The organism is Thermomonospora cellulosilytica (assembly GCF_014138835.1).
Classification (GTDB): Bacteria; Actinomycetota; Actinomycetes; order Streptosporangiales; family Streptosporangiaceae; genus Thermomonospora; species Thermomonospora amylolytica.
The window spans coordinates 7,349,185-7,367,506 of the sequence record NZ_JACJII010000001.1 but is presented as its reverse complement, the minus strand read 5'-3'; the positions used below and the strand labels follow the sequence as shown (position 1 = coordinate 7,367,506).

Below are 18,322 nucleotides of genomic sequence, written 5' to 3'. Positions count from 1 at the left end.
CAGGTCGGGTGCGGGTCGCCGGGAGTTTCCACGGGGGTCATCGGGGTCGGCGACGTGCGCAGGTCAGGACTCGAGCGGGAGGGCCACCTGGATGGGGGCCGCCGTGCCGGTGAGCACCAGGAGGGCCCGGCCGGTCGGCCCGGACAGGGCCGCGTTGCGCGGGAGGCGCAGGCCGAACAGCTCGCCGTCGTCGGGGGAGTTCGCCGACAGCAGCACGCCGGAACGGGAGCGGCGGGCGTCGGCCAGGAAGCCCCGGTAACCGCGGCCCAGGTCCTCGGTGGTGCCGCCGACGACGACGGCGTGCTCCCCGTCGCGGGCGGTGCGCAGCACCCCGCGCAGCGCGTCGTCCAGGTCGGTCTCGTCCAGCAGTTCGGCGTCGTCGGCGACCACGACGTAGCGGTGCTCGTCGCCGATCGCCTCCAGCAGTTCGTCCTCGGTGGCGTCGGCGCCCAGCACCCCGAGGACCCCCGGACGCCCGGCCAGGTCCCGCAGCGGCGAACGGCGCGGCGCCAGCAGCAGCACCGGGACGAGCCCCCCGCCCACCGCCGGATCCAGCAGCGAGTGCACGATCGTCAGCAACGTCGTGGAACGCCCCGACCGCGGCGGCCCCGCGACCACGAAACCCGGCCCCTCGTTCAGCAGGTCCACGCCCACCGGCCCGAGGGTGTCCCCGCCGACGCCCACCAGCGCCCACAGCGCCGACGGGGCCGTGAAGTCCGGGTCCAGCGCCAGCGCCTCCCGCACGGTCACCCGGACCGGCAGCTCGTCCACGTGCAGCGGGCCCAGCCGGCGCGGCAGCCGGCCGTACCGTTCGCCGCACCCGCGGGCGATCTTCTGCAGCGCCGCGACCTGCGCGGTCCCGGCCGGGTCGTCGGCCAGCAGCCCGATCTGCGACTCGCGCACCGGACGGCCGGGACCGGTGTGCTCCAGCGCCCGGCCCGGCGGCATGTACGCGGGCACCTGGCGTTCCTGCAGGCCCGCATAGCCGTAGTCCATGGGGTCGGCCATCCGCAGCACCAGCCGCCGGTCGAACACCGTGGACACCTGCCCGCCCAGCCCCGTCCGGTCGCCGGTGACGACCGCGCGCAGCCCGACCGCCGCCCCCTCGCGGAGCAGCCGGACGAACACGTCCACCAGCCGCCCGTAGTCGTAGTGCTCGAACGCCCCCAGGAACCCCTCCCAGCGGTCCAGCAGCAGCACCATCCACGGCAGCCGGTCCGACGGCGCCACGGCGGCCCGCTGCTCGGCCAGCGTCGCGAAGCCCGCCTCGGCCAGCAGCTGCTGCCGCCGCGCGACCTCCGCCGACAACGCGGCCAGCAGCCGTTCGCAGCGGTCGAGCTGGTCACGGGAGACGACCGCGCCGCAGTGGGGGAGGGACACCAGCGGCAGCAGCCCGCCCCCGCCGCAGTCGATCGCGTACAGGTGCACGTCGTAGGGGGAGGCCGCCGACGCCAGCGAGCCCGCCAGGGTGCGCAGCGCCGTGGACCGCCCGGACTGGGCCGCCCCCGCCACGTACAGGTGCCCGCCGCGCGACAGGTCCAGCGCGAGCGCCTGCCGCGACTGGGTCTCCGGCAGGTCGGTCACGCCGAACTCGATCGGCGGGACGTCCACCACCGAGCCCCCGGCGGCGGTCCGCAGCGACACCCGGATCCGTTCCGGCAGCGGGTCCAGCCAGGGCGAGCGCTGCGGCGGGATCCCGGCGCGGGCGGCGGCCTCCCGGACCGCGCCGACCAGCACGGCCAGGTCGGTGATCGTCTCCGGGTCGTCGGCCGGTTCGCCCGCCGAGGGCAGCGGACGGCCGAGCAGGTCCCACGGGACGGCCCGCACCGACGGCGTCCCCGTGCTCTTGGACAGGGGCGCGCCCCTGCGGGACGCCGGACGGCGGCCCCCGATGCGCGCCGACTGCACCGCCTGCGGGGCGGCGGTGCCCGACCGCACGTAGCAGCGGCCCGGCGCGGACGGCGGGATGTCGGCGGCCTCCGGGGAGTCGATCACGTCCACCGACTCGTCCGGATCGGTGACCCGCAGCGCGATCCGCAGGTTGGTGTTGGCGCGGATGTCGGCGGTCACCACGCCCGCCGGCCGCTGGGTGGCCAGGATCAGGTGCACCCCCAGCGAACGGCCCCGCCGCCCGATGTCCACCAGCCCGGCCACGAACTCCGGCAGCTCGGCCGCCAGCGCCGCGAACTCGTCGATCACCAGCACCAGCCGGGGCAGCGGCGGCAGCGTCACGTCCCGGTGCGGGGCCGCCGCCGCGCCCGGCCGGGCGTAGCGGCCGGCGGGCTGCGCGGCGGCGGCCCGGGACCGCAGGTCGGCGTAGTCGTCGATGTCCTTGGCCCCGGCCGCCAGCAGGATCTCCTCGCGGCGGCGCAGCTCGGCGGCCAGCGACTGCAGCGCCCGCTCGGTCAGACGGCCGTCCAGGTCGGTGACCATGCCCACGGTGTGCGGCAGCCCGGCGCAGTCCTTGAACGCCGCGCCGCCCTTGTAGTCGACCAGCACGAACGTCATCTCGTCCGGCCGGTTGGCCACCGCCAGCGCCGCGATCAGGGTCTGCAGCAGCTCCGACTTGCCCGCCCCGGTGGTCCCGGCGACCAGCCCGTGCGGCCCGTCCGCGCGCAGGTCGACGTGGAACGGCCCGTCCGCGGCGATCCCGATCGGCACCCGGGTGGACCGGCCGCCGGTGGCCGCCCAGGCGTCCTGGACGTGGCCGGGCGTCGGGTCGGGCATCCCCAGCAGGTCCAGCAGCCGGGCCTGCACGGGCACGGCCTCGGCGGCGTCCTCGCGGGACACGTCGCGGATCGGGGCGAGCGCGCGGGCCACCCGTTCCGCCCAGGCCACCGAGACCTGGTCGGCGAGCACCGGGCCGACGGCCTCCAGGTCGTAGCCGCGCAGCCGCAGGGTGTCGGGGGAGGCCCAGGAGGCGACGGCGGCGCACTCCTCGGGCAGCATGCGCTCCTCGTCGTCGATGCAGACCGCGTACACGCCGTACTCGGGGCCGCGCGCCAGCACGTGCGGCATCCCCGGCACCCGGCGCAGCGCCCGCGCCCCGTCCAGCACGACGAGGATGTTGTAGGGGACGTCCGGCGTCCCGGTGGCCGTGCCGCCGCCGAGCAGGCCGGGGGCGTGCTGGCGGGCGCGGCGGCGTTCGGTGATGCGGATGGCCAGCTCGGTGACCCGGTGGGCGACGGACTCGGGGTCGGTGCCGACCAGCGCCAGGCACTCCTCCCCGGCGTGCGGGGCGCAGTGCGGGAGCCAGCGAACCCAGTTCCAGTGCTCGGCGGCGTCCGGCTCGGCCGACAGCACCACGATCGCCAGGTCGCGGGGGCTGTGCTGGACCGCGGCCTGGGCGACCATCCAGCGGGCCAGCGCCCGGGAGGCGGGCCGCGGGCCGGTCAGCCCGAGCACCCCCAGCTCGGTCAGGTGCAGCGCCACCGGCACGGTGCGGGCCAGCGGGCGGGCCGACGGGATCTGGAGGTCGCCGTCCGCGTCGTCGTCCGGGAGTCCGGTCAGCTCGATCCGGGCGGGCAGGTCGGCCAGGCCCACCCGCATGTGCAGGGTGTCGTCGTCGGTGATGCGGCGTTCCCACAGCCGCCGCCGCGGGCCGGTGGCGGTGATCAGGGCCTCGGCGGGGTCCGGCCGCATCGCCCGGCGTTCGGCCTCGTCGAGGCGGCGCAGCGCGTCCAGTTCGTCGGCGAACGCGGCGCTGCGCTCCCGGTACTCCTTGAGCGCCCGGCGGTAGGACTTGCGGCCGTGCAGCCGGTCGGACGCCCACTCGCCGACCTGGATCAGCGGCCAGCTCAGCGCCAGCAGCGCCCACCACCACTGGCCCAGCGCGTACGCCATGACCAGGCCGAACGCCGAGAACAGCAGCGCGCCGAACAGCCGCAGCCGCTCCCGGGGGCCGCGTTCGGGGCGGCGCGGGACCGCCAGCCGCTTCGGCCGCCCGGCCGGGCCGATCCGCGGCGGCCGGTTGAACGCCAGCCCGCCGCCCGGCAGCGGCTCCAGATGGGTGTCCGGGGCGGTGCTGGGGGCCAGCGCCAGCACCGTCGAGCCGACCCGCAGCAGCCCGCCGAACGGCCACGGCGTCGCGCCCTCCAGCGGGTGCCCGTCCAGGAACGCCGTGGTGTGCGCGGACGCCTCCACCACGACGCCGCTGTCGTCGCCGCTGCCGCGATGGACGGTGATCCGCAGCGAGCGGGGCGGCACGGCCGGGTCGGCGACGGTCAGGTCGACGTCCTCGCCGCCGCCGAGGGTGTGCGCGCCCAGGCCCAGCCGGTGCACCGCCCCGGCCGCCGGGCCGCCCGCCACCCGCACCTCCACCAGCCCGGTCGGCTCCGACAGCACGGTGGCGGCGGCGGTCCTGCGGTCGGTGGCGATCACCGCGCCGTCGCGCAGCTCGCGCACCGCCTGCGCCTGCGGGTCGAGCATCCGCCCGTCCGCCCACAGTGCGGAGGATGACGCGTCGGCGGCGGGACGCTGCTGTGGAATCGTCGGCGGTTTCTCGTCAATGGCCGCGAAAACGGCGTCGGCGATGGTGCCGACCGACATTTCGGAATCGGCATCGATAACCAGGTCGCGCGGCCCCCGGCCGGTCAGCGCGGTGAGCGAGATCCGCATGACACCCTCCACAACGACCGCGGGGCGGCTCCGGCACCGGCTCAGCTTAATTACCGCCCCCTGCACCGGCATCTGACGCGCTGTGTACGGTGTCATGGGGAGCACCGCTCTCGTCATAATGCAGTGCTCTGCGACGATGCGAGGGGAACCGATGAACCGCAGCCGCACCGCCCGGGAACGGGTCCGCGCCGAGATCACCCGGGAGATCGTCGAGATCGCCCGGCGGCATCTGGCCACCGAGGGCGCGGCCGGGCTGTCGCTGCGCGCGGTGGCCCGTGAGATGGGCATGGTCTCCTCGGCGGTCTACCGCTACTTCCCCAGCAAGGACGACCTGCTCACGACGCTGATCATCGACGGCTACAACTCCCTGGGCCGGGCCGTCGAGCACGCCGACGCCGGCCGCGACCCCGCCGACCACGGCGGGCGCTGGCAGGCCGCCTGCCTGGCGATCCGGGCCTGGGCCCTGGCCCACCCGCACGAGTACGCCCTGCTGTACGGCTCCCCGGTCCCCGGCTACCGCGCCCCCGAGGACACCGTCGCCCCGGCCATGCGCGACACCCTCGTCATCGGCCGCATCATCACCGACGCCCACCGGGCCGGCGTCCTGGCCGTCCCGCCCGGCGGGCCCGCCGCGTTCGAGGGCGGGATGGCGGCGGACGTGGCCCGGGTGCGGGAGCTGATCATGCCCGAGGTGCCGGAGGAGACGGCGGCGCGGGCGGTGACCGCGGTGGCCGGCGTGTACGGGTGGGTGAGCTTCGAGCTGTTCGGCCAGTTCCAGAACGCCATCGAGGACCGGGAGGCGTTCTTCCGGCACAGCGTGGCCGCGCTGGGGGCGCTCATCGGCCTGCCCGCCCCGGTGGGAGAATCGGCGGCATGATCGGTGACCTCGACTGGATCCCCGCCGCCGACCGCCCCGACCTGCTGGCCGAACCGGTCCGCGCCGCGCTCGCCGGGCCGGACGCCGCCGTCCCGGAGGCGCTGGTGGCCGAGATCGACCCCGGGCTCGCCGACACCGCCGCGTTCTGCGAACGGTACGCGGTGCCGCCGGAGTCCTCCGCCAACTGCGTGGTCGTCGCGGCCAGGCGCGGCGGCGAGACGCAGCTGGCCGCCTGCATGGTGCTGGCCACCCACCGCGCCGACGTCAACGGGGTGATCCGCAGGCACCTGGGGGCGCGCAAGGCGTCGTTCGCGCCGATGGACGAGGCCACCGGCCTGACCGGGATGGAGTACGGCGGGATCACCCCGGTCGGGCTGCCGGCCGGATGGCCGATCCTGGTGGACGAGCTGGTCGCCGCGCAGCCGCGGGTCGTGGTGGGCAGCGGGGTGCGGCGGTCCAAGCTGCTGCTGCCCGGCCGGGCGCTGACCGGGCTGCCGGGCGCGGAGGTGGTCGCGCTGTCCCGGCCCCTGGGCTGACCCCCGGGCCGGCCCCGGCGGCGCACGGAAACGATCATCGGATCGGCAAAGCGCCGCAGTAAGCGCCGCCCGTACGACCGGTAAGCCATTATGTGATCACCGAAACGGCAGGTCCGTCGGGTGACGGCCGGTTACGGGATCGCATATCCACGGTGAATCCATTGACGCGGGCTCACCCGCGCCGCAAGCATGGATCGCTCGGTAACGCGCATCTCGGAGAAAACCAGCGATGAAGGCCAGTCAGTCGACGGTCGCCGGCGGCTCCGGCAGCGGCTCCACGGGCAACGCGACGACGCTCGGGCGCACCGGGCTCGGCGCGTCCACCGGACAGCGGCTGCCCGTACCGCCCCGCGAACGCAAACCCGCGCTGGCCGCCCTGGCCGTGCTGCTGATCCTCGGCGGCGCGCTGGCCAGCGCCTATCTGGTGATGGCCAGCGGGCAGCGGGTGTCGGCCATCCAGATCGCCCATCCGGTCGCCCCCGGCCAGCGCATTCCCGCCAGCGCGCTGCGCGAGGTGCAGATCGGCGACACCGGCATCGAGTACGTCCGCTGGTCCGAACGCCACCGGGTCACCACCGCGTACGCGGCGGTCCCGCTGGTGGAGGGCGCGCTGCTGACCAACGCGATGACCACGCCCGGCGACGACGCAGCCCTCGGCCGGGTCGAGGTCGGGCTGGCGCTCAAGCCCGGCCAGCTGCCCGCCGACGGGCTGGACCCCGGCACCCGGGTCGCGCTGTACGCGGTCGCCGGCGGCCAGGGCGGCGGCCCCCGGCCCGGCACCCTGCTGTCGGCCGACGCGATCGTCCAGCAGGTGCGGACCGGCGGCGAGGACCGGCTGCGCGGCGACCAGACCATGGTGGACGTGGCCGTCCCGCCCGCCGACGTGGCCCTGCTCACCCAGGCCGCCTCCGCCGGGGCGGTCGCGGCGGTGATCGTTCCGGAGGGCACCCGGATCGCCCCGTCCCAGCCCGCCCCCGCACAGCAGCCGACCACCGGCCCCGGTTCCGGCAACGGCCCCGGCAACGGCGGCGGCCAGACGACCCCGCGGCCCAGCCAGACGCCCGCGCCCGGCACCGGGCCGGCGAGCACCCCGGCCGGGGGCTGACGTGGCACTGATCGCGCTGGCGGCCGACAAGGGCGCACCCGGCGTCACCACCGCCGCGGTCGCCCTGGGCGCGGTGTGGCCCCGGCCGGTGCTGGTCGCCGAGTGCGACCAGGCGGGCGGCGACCTGGTCTACCGGCTGCCCGCCGCCACCGAGGACGGCGGCTCCACCATGCTCAACCCGTCGCGCGGGCTGCTCAGCCTGGCCGCCACCGCCCGCCGCGGGCTGCGGCCCGAGCAGATCGCCGAGCACTGCCAGCGGCTGGTCGGCGGCCTGGACGTGCTGGTCGGGCTGACCAACGCCGAGCAGGCGCAGGGCATGACCTGGCTGTGGGGGCCGCTGGGCCGGGCGTTCGCCGGGCTGTCCCCGGTGGACGTGCTGGCCGACTGCGGGCGGCTGGGCGCCGAGACCCCGCTGCTGGACCTGATCCGCGAGGCCGACATGGTGGTGCTGCTGTGCCGCGCCACCCTCGAGCAGGTCGCCCATCTGCGGGAACGGGTGAACGCCCTGGCCAAGAAGCTGCCCGGCGGGCCGCCCATCGGGATCGTGGTGCTGGCCGACCCGCGCGACTTCCGCGGCACGGTCGCCGAGGTGGACCGGATCGTGGCGTCCTCCGCGCTGCCCGCCACCGTGCTCGGCGGGTTCGCGCTCGACCCCAAGGGCGCGGAGATGCTGCGCGGCCGGTGGGGCGGGCGGCTGGACCGCTCCCTGCTGATCCGTTCCGCCCGCGAGGTCGCCGCCGGGCTGGTGGACCGGCTGGCGGACCAGCCGCGCGGGCCCCGTCCCGCCGAGCGCCCCGCCGCCTCCGCCCCCGGTCCCGCCCCCGGTCCCGCCGCCGGTCCCGCCGCAGGCCAGAGCCCGTGGCCGCCGGGCGTTCCCCGGCCGGACGAGCGCGAGCCGCTGACCCGCCGGCACGACGCCGCCCAGGTGCGGGAGAGGGGGCGATAGGTGGACCACGCGCTGGTCAAGCGGCTGCGCCAGGAGGTCGGGGACCGGCTGGCCACCCAGCGCAGGCTGGACGCCGCCAGCGGGCTGCCGCCGATGTCGCCCGAGGACGAACGGCAGTTCGCCCGGGCGCTGATCTCCCAGGTGCTGGAGGAGTACGCGCGGGCCGAGCTGACCTCCGGCCGCCGCCCGCCCAGCGCCGAAGAGGAGGAGGCGCTGGCCGCCGGGGTGCACGCCGCCCTGTTCGGGGTGGGCCGTCTCCAGCCGCTGCTGGAGGACCCCGAGATCGAGAACATCGACGTCAACGGCTGCGACCGGGTGTTCATCGGGTACGCCGACGGCCGTGAGGTGATGGGCGAGCCGGTCGCCGACTCCGACGAGGAACTGGTCGAGCTGATCCAGATCCTGGCCGCCTACTCGGGGCTGTCGTCCCGGCCGTTCGACACCGCCAACCCGCAACTGGACCTGCGGCTGCCGGACGGGTCCCGGCTGTCGGCGGTGATGGACGTGACGGTGCGGCCCGCGCTGTCGATCCGGCGGGCCCGGCTGGGCAAGGTGTTCCTGTCGGACCTGGTGGGCAACGGGACGCTGTCGCCGGAGCTGGGCCGCTTCCTGCGGGCGGCGGTGCTGGCCCGCAAGAACATCATGATCGCCGGGGCCACCAACGCCGGCAAGACCACCCTGCTGCGCGCGCTGGCCAACGAGATCCCCCCGCACGAACGGCTGATCACCGTGGAGCGGGCGCTGGAGCTGGGCCTGGACGCGTTCCCCGACCTGCACCCCAACGTGGTGGCGTTCGAGCAGCGGCTGCCCAACTCCGAGGGGCAGGGCGCGATCTCGATGGCCGAGCTGGTGCGCCGGTCGCTGCGGATGAACCCGTCCCGGGTGATCGTCGGCGAGGTGCTCGGCGACGAGATCGTCACCATGCTCAACGCGATGACCCAGGGCAACGACGGCTCGCTGTCGACCATCCACGCCAACTCCTCGATGGAGGTGTTCAACCGGATCGCCACCTACGCCATCCAGGCCACCGAGCGGCTGCCGGTCGAGGCCACCCACATGCTGATCGCCGGGGCCATCGACTTCGTGGTGTTCATCGAGAAGCGCAACGACTACACCCGCGGCGGGCGGCTGCGCCGGTTCGTCTCCAGCGTCCGCGAGGTCACCGGCTGCGACCAGCGGGTGCTGTCGTCGGAGGTCTTCGCGATGGGCCCGGAGGGGTACGCGGTGCCGGCCGCGCCCGTCTCCTGCGCCGACGAGCTGGCCGAGTTCGGCTACGACCCGGTGCCGGGGGGTGGCTGGTGATGTGGGCGCCGGACATGCTGCCCGCGCTGGTGGCCGGGAGCCTGGTCGGCGGGGGGCTCGTGCTGCTGGTCATGGCGGTGCGCGGCGTGCCGGTCCGCCCCGGCCGGCCCACCCGGCGGCGCGGCCGCGAGGACCTGGTGCGCACCCTCACCACCCGCACCGCCATGTCGGTGATCGTCGGCGTGCTGGTGCTGGTCGTCACCCGCTGGCCGGTCGCCGCGGTCGGCGCCGGGCTGCTGGTGCTGGGCTGGGAGGGCATCGCCGGCGGCGCCGCCGAGGAACGCCGCGCGATGGCCCGGCTGGAGGGCCTGGCCGCCTGGACCGAGTCGCTGCGCGACACCATCGCCGGCGCGGTCGGCCTGGAGCAGGCCATCCCGTCGTCGGTGCGCGCCGCCGCGCCCGCCCTGCAGCAGCCCCTGCGCACCCTGGTGGACCGGCTGCACACCCGGATGCCGATGCCCGAGGCGCTGCGCCGCTTCGCCGACGACCTGGACGACCCGTCCGCCGACCTGGTCGTCGCCGCCCTGATCCTGAACGCCCGGCTGCGCGGCCCCGGCCTGCGCGACATGCTCGGCGCCCTGTCCGCCTCCGCCCGCGCCGAACTCGACATGCGCCGCCGCGTGGAGGCCGAACGCCGCGCCACCCGCCGCAGCGTCCACATCGTCGTGGGCGTCTCCGTGGGCACCGCCCTCCTGCTGGCCATCTTCAACCGCCCCTACGTCGCCCCCTACGACGGCCTGGTCGGCCAGCTCGTCCTCTGCGTGGTCCTGGCCCTGTACGCCGCCGCCTTCCTGTGGCTGCGCCGCCTGGCCAAGTACGACATGCCCCAGCGCCTGCTGAGCGCCCCGTCCGACCGGCCCGGCGTCCCCGGCGAGGTCCCCGCCACCGTCGCCGGCTGGCAAGGTGCGTCGACCCCGCCGCTGCGCGGCCGTCACGCGATGGACGCCGGAGGTGGTCGTTCATGATCGCCTGGTGGTGTGGTGGCGAGGTCCCCGGCGGGCTGGTCGCCGGCTGGCAGGGCGCGTCGACCCCGCCGCTGCGCGGCCGTCACGCGATGGACGCCGGAGGTGGTCGTTCGTGATCGCCTGGTGGTGTGGTGGCGAGGTCCCCGGCGGGCTGGTCGCCGGCTGGCAGGGCGCGTCCACCCCGCCGCTGAGAGGCCGCCACGCCATGGACGCGGGAGGTGGGCGGTCGTGACGGGGGCGTTGCTGGCCGGGGCCAGTTTCGGGCTCGGGTTGTACGTGCTGGTGCGGGCGCTGTTCCCGGCGCGGCCGGGGCTGGCGGCCTCGCTGGCGGCGTTCGACCGGGCGCGGGCGGCCGACGCGGCGCGACGGCAGGCGCGGCCCACCCCCGGGATGGAGCAGATCGGCGGGCTGCGGGCCCAGGTGGGGCGGTCGCTGGCGCGGTTCTACGAGTCGCGCGGGTGGGAGCAGCGGTCGGTACGGGCCGACCTGGCGCTGCTCGGGCGGTCGTACGAGGGGTTCCTGGCGACCAAGTTCCTGCTGCCGGCGGCGGCGCTGGTCTTCATCCCGGCGCTGGTCGGGTACACGGCGCTGCTGGGGCTGGGCGGCTCCCCGGCGGTCCCGGCCTGGCTGGGCGTGCTGCTGGCGGCGTTCTTCTTCATCCTGCCGGACCTGCAGCTGCGGCAGGAGGCGGCGCAGCGGCGGCGGGACTTCCGGCACACCGTGGGCGCGTTCCTGGACCTGGTGTCGATGAACCTGGCGGGCGGGCGCGGTGTGCCCGAGGCGCTGATGTCGGCCGCGCAGGTCGGCGAGGGCTGGGCGATGATCCGGATCCGGGAGGCGCTGGCCAACGCGCGGATCACCGGGCAGACCCCCTGGCAGGCGCTGGGCACCCTCGGCGAGGAGGTGAACGTCGCCGAGCTGCGCGACCTGTCGGCGGCGCTGACGCTGGTCGCCGACGACGGCGCCAAGGTGCGGCAGTCGCTGGCCGCGCGGGCCGCCTCGATGCGCAGCCGCGAGCTGTCGGAACTGGAGGGCAAGGCCGGCGAGCGCTCCCAGTCGATGCTGGTCGCCCAGCTGCTGTTCTGCTTCGGCTTCCTCATCTTCCTGGGCTTCCCGGCCCTGATCCGGATACTGGCGGCATGACGTGAGCGATCCCCGACACCCCGAGGAGTCACCGTGAACCCCTTGCACGACCCCGTCCTGACCTATCTGCGCGCGCTGCTGGGCGAGCGGGTCCGCCGGGCGCGCGCCGCGGACCGCGGGCTGGGCGTCTCGGCCATCGAGTGGGCGATCATCACCGGGATGCTGGCCGTCATCGCGATCGCCGTCTTCGCGGTGATCAGGGACCGCATCCAGAGCGCCGCCAACAGGATCGACACCGGCTACTGATGGCGGAGCGGTGGACGTCCCGGTGGTGCGGGCCGGGCGACCGCGGGGCCTCCTCGATGGAACTGGCCCTGCTCACCCCCGCCCTCATCCTGGTCATCCTGTGCGTGGTGCAGTTCGCGATGGTCTTCCACGCCCGGCACGTGGCGCTGGCGGCGGCGCAGAGCGGCGCCCGGGTCGCGCGCAGCGAGCCCGGCGGCGACTGGTCGGCGCTCGCCCGGGAACGGGCGCTGCGGTCCGTCCGGCAGTACGGGTCCGGCCTGCTCACCGATCTGGAGGCGCGGACCAGCACCGACGGGGCCGACAACCGGTGGGTGGAGGTGCACGGCACGGCGGTGCGGGTGATCCCGTTCATGACGTTCGAGGTCACCCAGCGGGCGGGCGGGCCGATCGAGTGCTTCCGGCCCGACGACGGCGGCACCGACTGCGAGCTGCCGTGAGGGCGCGGGCCGCGCGACGGCGCCGGGACGACCGCGGCGGGCTGTCGCTGGAACTGGTGCTGCTCGCCCCGGTGTTCGTGATGTTCCTGATGCTGCTGGCCGCGGCCGGCCGGGTGGTGGACGCCAAGAGCCAGATCGACGGGGCGGCCCGGGACGCCGCGCGGGCCGCGTCCATCGCCCGCAGCGCCGGGGACGCCGAGGCGTACGCCGGCCGGGCCGCCGCGCGGAGCCTGGCCGGGCACCACTGGTGCCGGGGCGGCCCGCAGGTCGTCACCGACACCGGCCAGTGGGGCCCCGGCGGCCGGGTCACCGTCACCGTGACCTGCACCGTCGACCTCGGCGACCTGGCGTTCCTGGGGCTGCCGGGCTCCCGCACGTTCACCGGCGACGCGGTCGCGCCGATCGACACCTACACCTACCGGGGCACCGACGGCCCGCCGGAGGACGCGCCGTGACCCGGCGGGAACGGCGGCGCGACGACCGCGGCAGCATCGCCATGTACACGGTGCTGCTCACCCCGGCGGTGCTGCTGCTGGCCGGGCTGCTGGTGGACGGCGGGCTGGCCATCCACGCCCGGCAGCGCGCCGCCGACATGGCCGAGCAGGCCGCCCGGGCCGGGGCCAACGAGATCGACGCCGACGCGCTGCGCGCCACCGGGGAGCCCGTGATCGACACCGGCGCGGCCTGCGGCGCCGCCTACGACCTGCTGGAGGCGTACCGGCAGGACATCGCGGGGCGCGGCTGCGTCCCCGGGGCCGACGAGGTCCGGGTCACCGTCACCATCCGGGTGCGCGCCCAGATCCTGGGCATCGTGCCGGGCCTGGGGGACTTTACGATGACCTCGACGGCTTCCGCCCATCCTGAGACCGGCGAGACCCCCTAGAGGCACGGATGTCCCCACGCGAGGCAGTCAGGATCCGGACGCGCAGTGCAGGCGACGTGCTGGCGGGGCTGGGCGCGCTGCTGGCGCTGGCGGTGCTGGTCGGCGGGGTGCCCGCGGCGCTGCTGCTGCTGTTCGGCTCGCCGCTGCCCGAGCAGATGCCCGCGCCGGAGGACCTGACCCGGCGGCTCGGTCCCGGCTCGGTCATCTCCGTCCTGGTCGCCTGCGTGTGGCTGGCGTGGCTGCAACTGCTGGTCTGCGTGCTGGTCGAGGTGTACGCCGGCGTGCGCGGGGTCGGCGTGCCCGCCCGGGTGCCGCTGGCGGGCGGGCTGCAGTCGCTGGTGCACCGGCTGGTGGTGGCGGCGCTGCTGCTGTTCACCGCGACGACGGCGGTGATGCCCGCGTTCTCCGGGCGGGACCTGTTCCCGAACGGCCCGGTGCAGACGCAGGCGGCGCAGTTCCAGCCGATGGCCGCCGCCACGCCGATGTCCCCGGCCGCGCCGGTCGCCGCGGACCCGGCGGGACAGGTCGCGCAGGAGATCGCCGACGGGGTGTCGGCCGACCCGGTGCGGAAGGTGCGGACCACCAAGATCTACCGGGTGCAGCCTCCGGAGGGACGGCACCACGAGAGCCTGTGGGAGATCGCCGACAAGTGCCTGGGCGACGGCCGCCGCTACCGGGAGATCTACGAGCTGAACAAGGGCCGGATGCAGCCCGACGGTTCCAGGCTGACGATCGCCAGCCTGATCCGCCCCGGCTGGATCCTGGAGATGCCCGACGACGCGGTCGGCGCCGAGGTCGTCCCGGTCCAGGACCTGGACGAGTACTACCGCTACGGCGAACCCCGCCCCGACCCCGAGCCGCCCGCCGAACGCCCCGCCCCGCCCGAGACCGAACCCCCGGCGTCCTCCGCCCCGGAGCCCCCGTCGACGCAGGCCCCCGCCCCACCCCGGGAGGCCCCGCCCGGCACCCAGGCGCCCGCCCCGCCGCACGGCGAGACCCCGCCGGGAACGCAGGCGCCCGTTCCGCCGCGCGAGGAGGCTCCGCCGAGCACGCAGGCTCCCGCGCCTCCGCAGGACGAGGCTCCGTCCGGTACGCAGGCGCCCGTCCCACCGGACGCGCAGGCCCCCGCGCCGCCGCAGGACGAGGCCCCGCCGAGCACGCAGGCTCCCGCGTCGCCGCGTGAGGAGGCTCCGCCGCGGGCGCAGGAACCCGAGCGTTCCGAGCGGGCTCCCGAGTCCCCGCGTTCGCAGGAGCCCGGGGACCGGCCCGCCGCCGGGACGGAACGGCAGGAGCAGGGGGACGACGGCGGGGTCGCGCTGCCGGAGCTCGGCTGGCCGCAGGGGCTGGCGGTGGCGTCGCTGCTGGCCGCCGGGGTGCTGGCGGCGCTGGGCCGGCGGCGGCGCGAGCAGATGTGGCACCGCGGCTTCGGGACCATGATCGCCCGGCCGGAGGGGGCGGCGGCGCGCGCCGAGGAGGCGCTGCGGGTGGCCCGCGACGAGGAGGGCGCGCGGCTGCTCGACCTGGGCCTGCGGCACCTGTCCCGGTCGCTGGCCGCCGACGGCCGCACCCTGCCCACCGTGTACGGCGTCCACCTGGGGCCGGAGAGCCTGGACCTGTGGATCGCGCCCGCCGACCCCGACCCGCCCGAGCCGTGGCTGGCGTTCGACGACGGCCAGGTGTGGCGGCTGCCCGCGGGCGCGCCGGCGGGGCTGGACGCCGGGGAGCTGGGCGACGTGCTGGCCCCGTACCCGGGGCTGGTGTCGCTGGGCACCAACCGGACCGGCCGCATCCTGGTGGACCTGGAGGCCGCGCACGGGCTGATCGCGGTGCGCGGACCGGCGGAGACCCGGCGCGCCGTGCTCGCCGCCATCGCGCTGGAGCTGGCCACCAACCGCTGGTCCGACCACATGCGGATCACGCTGGTCGGGTTCGGCTCCGAGCTGGGCCGCAGCCTGGCCGAGATCGCCCCCGACCGGGTCCGGGCGGTGTCCACCCTGCACGACGCGCTGCCCGAGCTGGAGGCCCGCGGCGAGGAGGTGCGGCAGGCGCTGGCGGCCTCCGGCGTGGACTCGGTGCTGACCGGCCGGTGCCGCGGGGTGTTCGGCGAGGCCTGGATGCCGCACTACCTGATCATGGCCGACCAGCCCACCGCCGCCGAGGCCGACCGGCTGGTGGCGCTGGCCCGCACCGGACGGCGGACGGCGGCCGGCTACCTGGTCGCCGGGGAGGTCCAGGGCGCCGCCTGGACCTGGGACGTCGACGCCGAAGGCCGGCTGCACGCCGGGGTCCTCGGCTTCGACGTGGCGGCGCAGCTCATCGGCGAGGAGCAGTACGCCGCCGTGGCCGACCTGTTCCGCACCGCGGCCCGCCGGGACGGCGCCCCGCTGCCCGGTCCCGCCGCCGGGGAGGAGCCCCCGCACGCCGAGCACCGCTGCGAGGTGGACATCCGCCTGCTCGGCCCCATCGAGATCGACGCGCCCGGCCCGATGGACGACAGCCGCCGCGACCTGTGCACCGAGATCCTGGTGTACCTGGCCACCCATCCCGGCGGCGTGCACCCGACCGTGCTGGGCGGGGCGATCTGGCCGCGCGGGGTCAGCGCCGCCGTCCGCGACGCCTGCATCGCCCGGGTCTCCGACTGGCTCGGCCGGGACTCGCGCGGCCGGCCGAACCTGTACTACGACGACCGCGGCCGGATCAGGCTGGGCTCGGAGGTCCGCGTCGACTGGTCGGTGTTCCGCTGGCTGATCTGGCGTTCGGCCGCCGAGCCCGCCTCCGAGACCGCCTACATGTCGTACGCCCTGGACCTGGTCCGCGGCCCGCTGCTGGCCGGCCGCCCGCGCGGCCGGTACGGCTGGCTGGCCGCCGACCCGCTGGAGTACGAGGCCACCGCCCGGGTCATCGACGTGGCCCACCGCCTGGTGCTGGTCCGCCTGGAGGACCACGACCCCGAGGGCGCCGTCAAGGCCGCCCGCGCCGGCCTGCGGCTGGCCCCCGACGACGAGGGGCTGTGGCGAGACCTGCTGCGCGCCACGCACGCCACCGGAGACCAGACCCAGGTGCGGATGGCCATTGACGAACTCCGCGACCAGCTCGGCCGCAACCCCCTGATCGACCAGCTGCAACCGGAGACCGAGGCCCTGGTCGAGGAGCTGATGCCGCACTGGCGCCAGCCCGCCCACCGCTGACGCGGGTCAGACGACCGCCGCGGGGCTCCGCCGAGCGAGGACCGTCCGACCCGCACTCGCGGGGCTCGGGGAGCCGCCCCCGGACGAACCGGTCAGTGGCCGGACTCGTGGGCCAGGAGCCACTGCTTGCGTTCGGCGCCGTAGTAGTAGCCGCCGTACCGCTTGAGGCCCGTGCCGCCCGCGGCCGGGAGGACACGGTGGCAGGGGACGACGGGCGCGACCAGGTTCTGCGCGCAGGCCTGGCCCGCGGCCCGGGCGGCGGTGCGTTCCAGCCCGGCACGGGCCGCCAGTTCCGCGTAGGTGACGGTCTCGCCGGGGCGGACCTGGCGGAGGGCGGCGAGCAGGCGTTCCCGGCGGGGAGTGCCGGGCTGGTGGACGGCGATCGTGTCGAGGGCGGTCAGGTCGCCGTCGAAGTAGGCGATGTGCGCCTTGGTGATGTCGCCCAGATCGTCGACCTCGGTCAGGTCGTGGGCGCGCAGCGCCGGGTGCAGGCGGACGTGCAGCTCGCGGGGGTCGGCGGTGAAGCCGCCGCCGACCAGGGCCCCGTCGTGCTCCAGCAGGGCCAGGGGGCCGATGGGGGTGTCGAGGACCGTTGCGTTGATCATGAAGCCTTCTCCAGGGTCCGGGTGGACGCAGACGTCCACAGATGCATCACCGCGTACGCGCGCCACGGACGCCACGACTCGGCGCGTTCGGTCAGCTCGCGGGCGGCCGGGACAGAGCCGGTCAGCGCGTGGACGGCGTTGCGCAGGCCGAGGTCGGCGGCCGGGAACGCGTCGGGGTCGCCGAGCGCCCGCATGGACAGGTACGCCGCAGTCCACGGGCCGACGCCCGGCAGGGCCAGCAGCCTGCCGGTGGTCTCGGCCGGATCCGCGCCGCCGTCCAGGTCGAGGTCGCCGGACGCGACGGCGGCGGCCAGGGCGCGCAGGGTGCGTTCTCGGGCGCCGGTCAGGCCCAGGCCGGACAGGTCCGCGTCCGCGACCGCCGCCGCCGAGGGGAACCGGTGCGTCACCGTCCCCACCGGCTGCGGCAGCGGCTCCCCGCACCGTTCGACCAGCCGTCCCGCCAGCGTGCGGGCCGCCGCGACCGAGACCTGCTGGCCCAGCACCGCCCGCACCGCCATCTCGAACCCGTCGAACGAGCCCGGCACCCGCAGCCCCGGCCGCCGCGCCACCAGCGGGGCCAGCAGCGGGTCGCGGTCCAGCACCTCGCGCACCGCGTACGGGTCCGCGTCCAGGTCCAGCAGCCGCCGGCAGCGGGTCACCAGCCGGGCGACGTCCCGCAGGTCGGGGGCGCCGGCCCGGAGCAGCACGTGCGTGTCCCGGGGCAGCAGCTCGATCACGTACGGCCCCGGCCCCGACCGAGCGTACCGCCCCGCCGTGACCTCCTCGACCCCCGGGATCGCCCGCGCCGCCAGGAACTCCAGCAGCCTCGCCGCGTCGAACGGCGGCCGCACCGCCAGCCGCAGCTCCAGCACCGAGCCCTGCGACGGGCGCGGCCCCCGCAGCTGTGACGGCGTCTGCCCGTACACCTGCCGCATCGTCGCGTTGAACTGCCGCACGCTGCCGAACCCGGCGGCGAACGCCACGTCCGTCACCGGCATCGACGTCTCCCGCAGCAGCCGCCGCGCCAGCCGCAGCCGCCGGCTGCGCGCCACCGCCTTCGGGGACGCCCCGATCTCGGCCACGAACAGCCGGTGCAGATGCCGTTCGGTCACCGCCAGCCGCGCCGCCAGACCCCGCACGCCGTGTTCGTCGACCACGCCGTCCTCGATCAGCCGCAGCGCCCGGCGCACCAGGTCGCCCCGGAAGTCCCAGCGGGCCGACCCGGGGCACGCCTCGGGCCGGCACCGCTTGCACGGCCGGAACCCGGCCGCCTCCGCCGCCGCGGCGTCCGCGTAGAACCGCACGTTCCGCCGCGCCGGCGTCCGCGCCGGGCACACCGGCCGGCAGTAGATCCCCGTCGAGGTCACCGCCGTGAAGAACCGCCCGTCGAACCGGACGTCCCGGGCCGCGACGGCCCGATAACACGAGTCGAAGTCCAGCACGTCTCCGAGTTAACCCGAAGACCCCGGCCC

At 76.3% G+C, this 18,322-nt stretch carries 15 protein-coding genes; 12 read left to right on the top strand and 3 right to left on the bottom strand.

The annotated features are described in order from the left end of the window. Window positions 1–63: 63 nt before the first annotated feature. The gene (locus HNR21_RS34490) at window positions 64–4,617 is read right to left on the bottom strand and encodes a type VII secretion EssC family protein (RefSeq protein WP_182708399.1); all 4,554 of its coding nucleotides are present in this window, start codon (window positions 4,615–4,617) and stop codon (window positions 64–66) included. A gap of 151 nt (window positions 4,618–4,768) precedes the next feature. Between HNR21_RS34490 and HNR21_RS34485 the strand changes: the two genes are divergently transcribed. From HNR21_RS34485 to HNR21_RS34430, 12 genes are all read left to right on the top strand, one after another. Continuing rightward, window positions 4,769–5,494, top strand: a complete 726-nt coding sequence (locus tag HNR21_RS34485) for a TetR/AcrR family transcriptional regulator (protein WP_182708398.1) — start codon at window positions 4,769–4,771, stop codon at window positions 5,492–5,494. Further along, complete coding sequence (locus HNR21_RS34480) at window positions 5,491–6,030, top strand: YbaK/EbsC family protein (RefSeq protein WP_182708397.1); 540 nt, start codon at window positions 5,491–5,493, stop codon at window positions 6,028–6,030. The genes HNR21_RS34485 and HNR21_RS34480 overlap by 4 nt, the downstream gene beginning before the upstream one ends. Window positions 6,031–6,259: 229 nt before the next feature. Beyond that, a complete protein-coding gene (locus HNR21_RS34475) occupies window positions 6,260–7,135 on the top strand; it encodes a hypothetical protein (protein WP_182708396.1) in 876 nt (291 codons plus the stop codon). Between the two features lies 1 nt (window position 7,136). Continuing rightward, window positions 7,137–8,081: a CpaE/TadZ family protein gene (locus tag HNR21_RS34470; protein WP_182708395.1), complete on the top strand. Its 945-nt coding sequence runs from the start codon at window positions 7,137–7,139 to the stop codon at window positions 8,079–8,081. Further along, a complete protein-coding gene (locus tag HNR21_RS34465; protein ID WP_119728587.1) occupies window positions 8,082–9,383 on the top strand; it encodes a TadA family conjugal transfer-associated ATPase in 1,302 nt (433 codons plus the stop codon). Then, a complete protein-coding gene (locus HNR21_RS34460; protein ID WP_182708394.1) occupies window positions 9,383–10,348 on the top strand; it encodes a type II secretion system F family protein in 966 nt (321 codons plus the stop codon). The genes HNR21_RS34465 and HNR21_RS34460 overlap by 1 nt, the downstream gene beginning before the upstream one ends. 228 nt (window positions 10,349–10,576) lie before the next feature. Then, the gene (locus tag HNR21_RS34455; RefSeq protein WP_182708393.1) at window positions 10,577–11,491 is read left to right on the top strand and encodes a type II secretion system F family protein; all 915 of its coding nucleotides are present in this window, start codon (window positions 10,577–10,579) and stop codon (window positions 11,489–11,491) included. Between the two features lie 33 nt (window positions 11,492–11,524). Further along, window positions 11,525–11,737 (top strand): hypothetical protein, encoded by a 213-nt coding sequence (locus HNR21_RS34450; protein WP_119728589.1) that lies wholly within the window; start codon window positions 11,525–11,527, stop codon window positions 11,735–11,737. Then, entirely contained in the window at window positions 11,737–12,174 is a 438-nt protein-coding gene (locus HNR21_RS34445; RefSeq protein WP_182708392.1) for a TadE/TadG family type IV pilus assembly protein, read from the top strand. Before HNR21_RS34450 ends, HNR21_RS34445 begins: the two co-directional genes overlap by 1 nt. Continuing rightward, window positions 12,171–12,629, top strand: a complete 459-nt coding sequence (locus HNR21_RS34440) for a TadE/TadG family type IV pilus assembly protein (RefSeq protein ID WP_312881531.1) — start codon at window positions 12,171–12,173, stop codon at window positions 12,627–12,629. Before HNR21_RS34445 ends, HNR21_RS34440 begins: the two co-directional genes overlap by 4 nt. Then, entirely contained in the window at window positions 12,626–13,057 is a 432-nt protein-coding gene (locus HNR21_RS34435; protein WP_233359081.1) for a pilus assembly protein TadG-related protein, read from the top strand. The genes HNR21_RS34440 and HNR21_RS34435 overlap by 4 nt, the downstream gene beginning before the upstream one ends. A gap of 8 nt (window positions 13,058–13,065) precedes the next feature. Further along, entirely contained in the window at window positions 13,066–16,245 is a 3,180-nt protein-coding gene (locus HNR21_RS34430) for a bacterial transcriptional activator domain-containing protein (protein ID WP_182708391.1), read from the top strand. 92 nt (window positions 16,246–16,337) lie between these two features. On the opposite strand, the gene HNR21_RS34425 is transcribed toward HNR21_RS34430, so the two are convergent. Continuing rightward, window positions 16,338–16,850: a methylated-DNA--[protein]-cysteine S-methyltransferase gene (locus tag HNR21_RS34425; RefSeq protein WP_119728592.1), complete on the bottom strand. Its 513-nt coding sequence runs from the start codon at window positions 16,848–16,850 to the stop codon at window positions 16,338–16,340. Further along, the gene (locus HNR21_RS34420) at window positions 16,847–18,292 is read right to left on the bottom strand and encodes a DNA-3-methyladenine glycosylase 2 family protein (RefSeq protein WP_182708390.1); all 1,446 of its coding nucleotides are present in this window, start codon (window positions 18,290–18,292) and stop codon (window positions 16,847–16,849) included. The genes HNR21_RS34425 and HNR21_RS34420 overlap by 4 nt, the downstream gene beginning before the upstream one ends. Window positions 18,293–18,322: the final 30 nt, after the last annotated feature.

Bases quoted from the DNA above. Each gene is read 5' to 3' on its own strand.
- HNR21_RS34490 (WP_182708399.1), bottom strand. From the start codon at position 4,617: ATGCGGATCTCGCTCACCGCGCTGACCGGCCGGGGGCCGCGCGACCTG.
- HNR21_RS34485 (WP_182708398.1), top strand. From the start codon at position 4,769: ATGAACCGCAGCCGCACCGCCCGGGAACGGGTCCGCGCCGAGATCACC.
- HNR21_RS34480 (WP_182708397.1), top strand. From the start codon at position 5,491: ATGATCGGTGACCTCGACTGGATCCCCGCCGCCGACCGCCCCGACCTG.
- HNR21_RS34475 (WP_182708396.1), top strand. From the start codon at position 6,260: ATGAAGGCCAGTCAGTCGACGGTCGCCGGCGGCTCCGGCAGCGGCTCC.
- HNR21_RS34460 (WP_182708394.1), top strand. From the start codon at position 9,383: ATGTGGGCGCCGGACATGCTGCCCGCGCTGGTGGCCGGGAGCCTGGTC.
- HNR21_RS34445 (WP_182708392.1), top strand. From the start codon at position 11,737: ATGGCGGAGCGGTGGACGTCCCGGTGGTGCGGGCCGGGCGACCGCGGG.
- HNR21_RS34430 (WP_182708391.1), top strand. From the start codon at position 13,066: ATGTCCCCACGCGAGGCAGTCAGGATCCGGACGCGCAGTGCAGGCGAC.
- HNR21_RS34425 (WP_119728592.1), bottom strand. From the start codon at position 16,850: ATGATCAACGCAACGGTCCTCGACACCCCCATCGGCCCCCTGGCCCTG.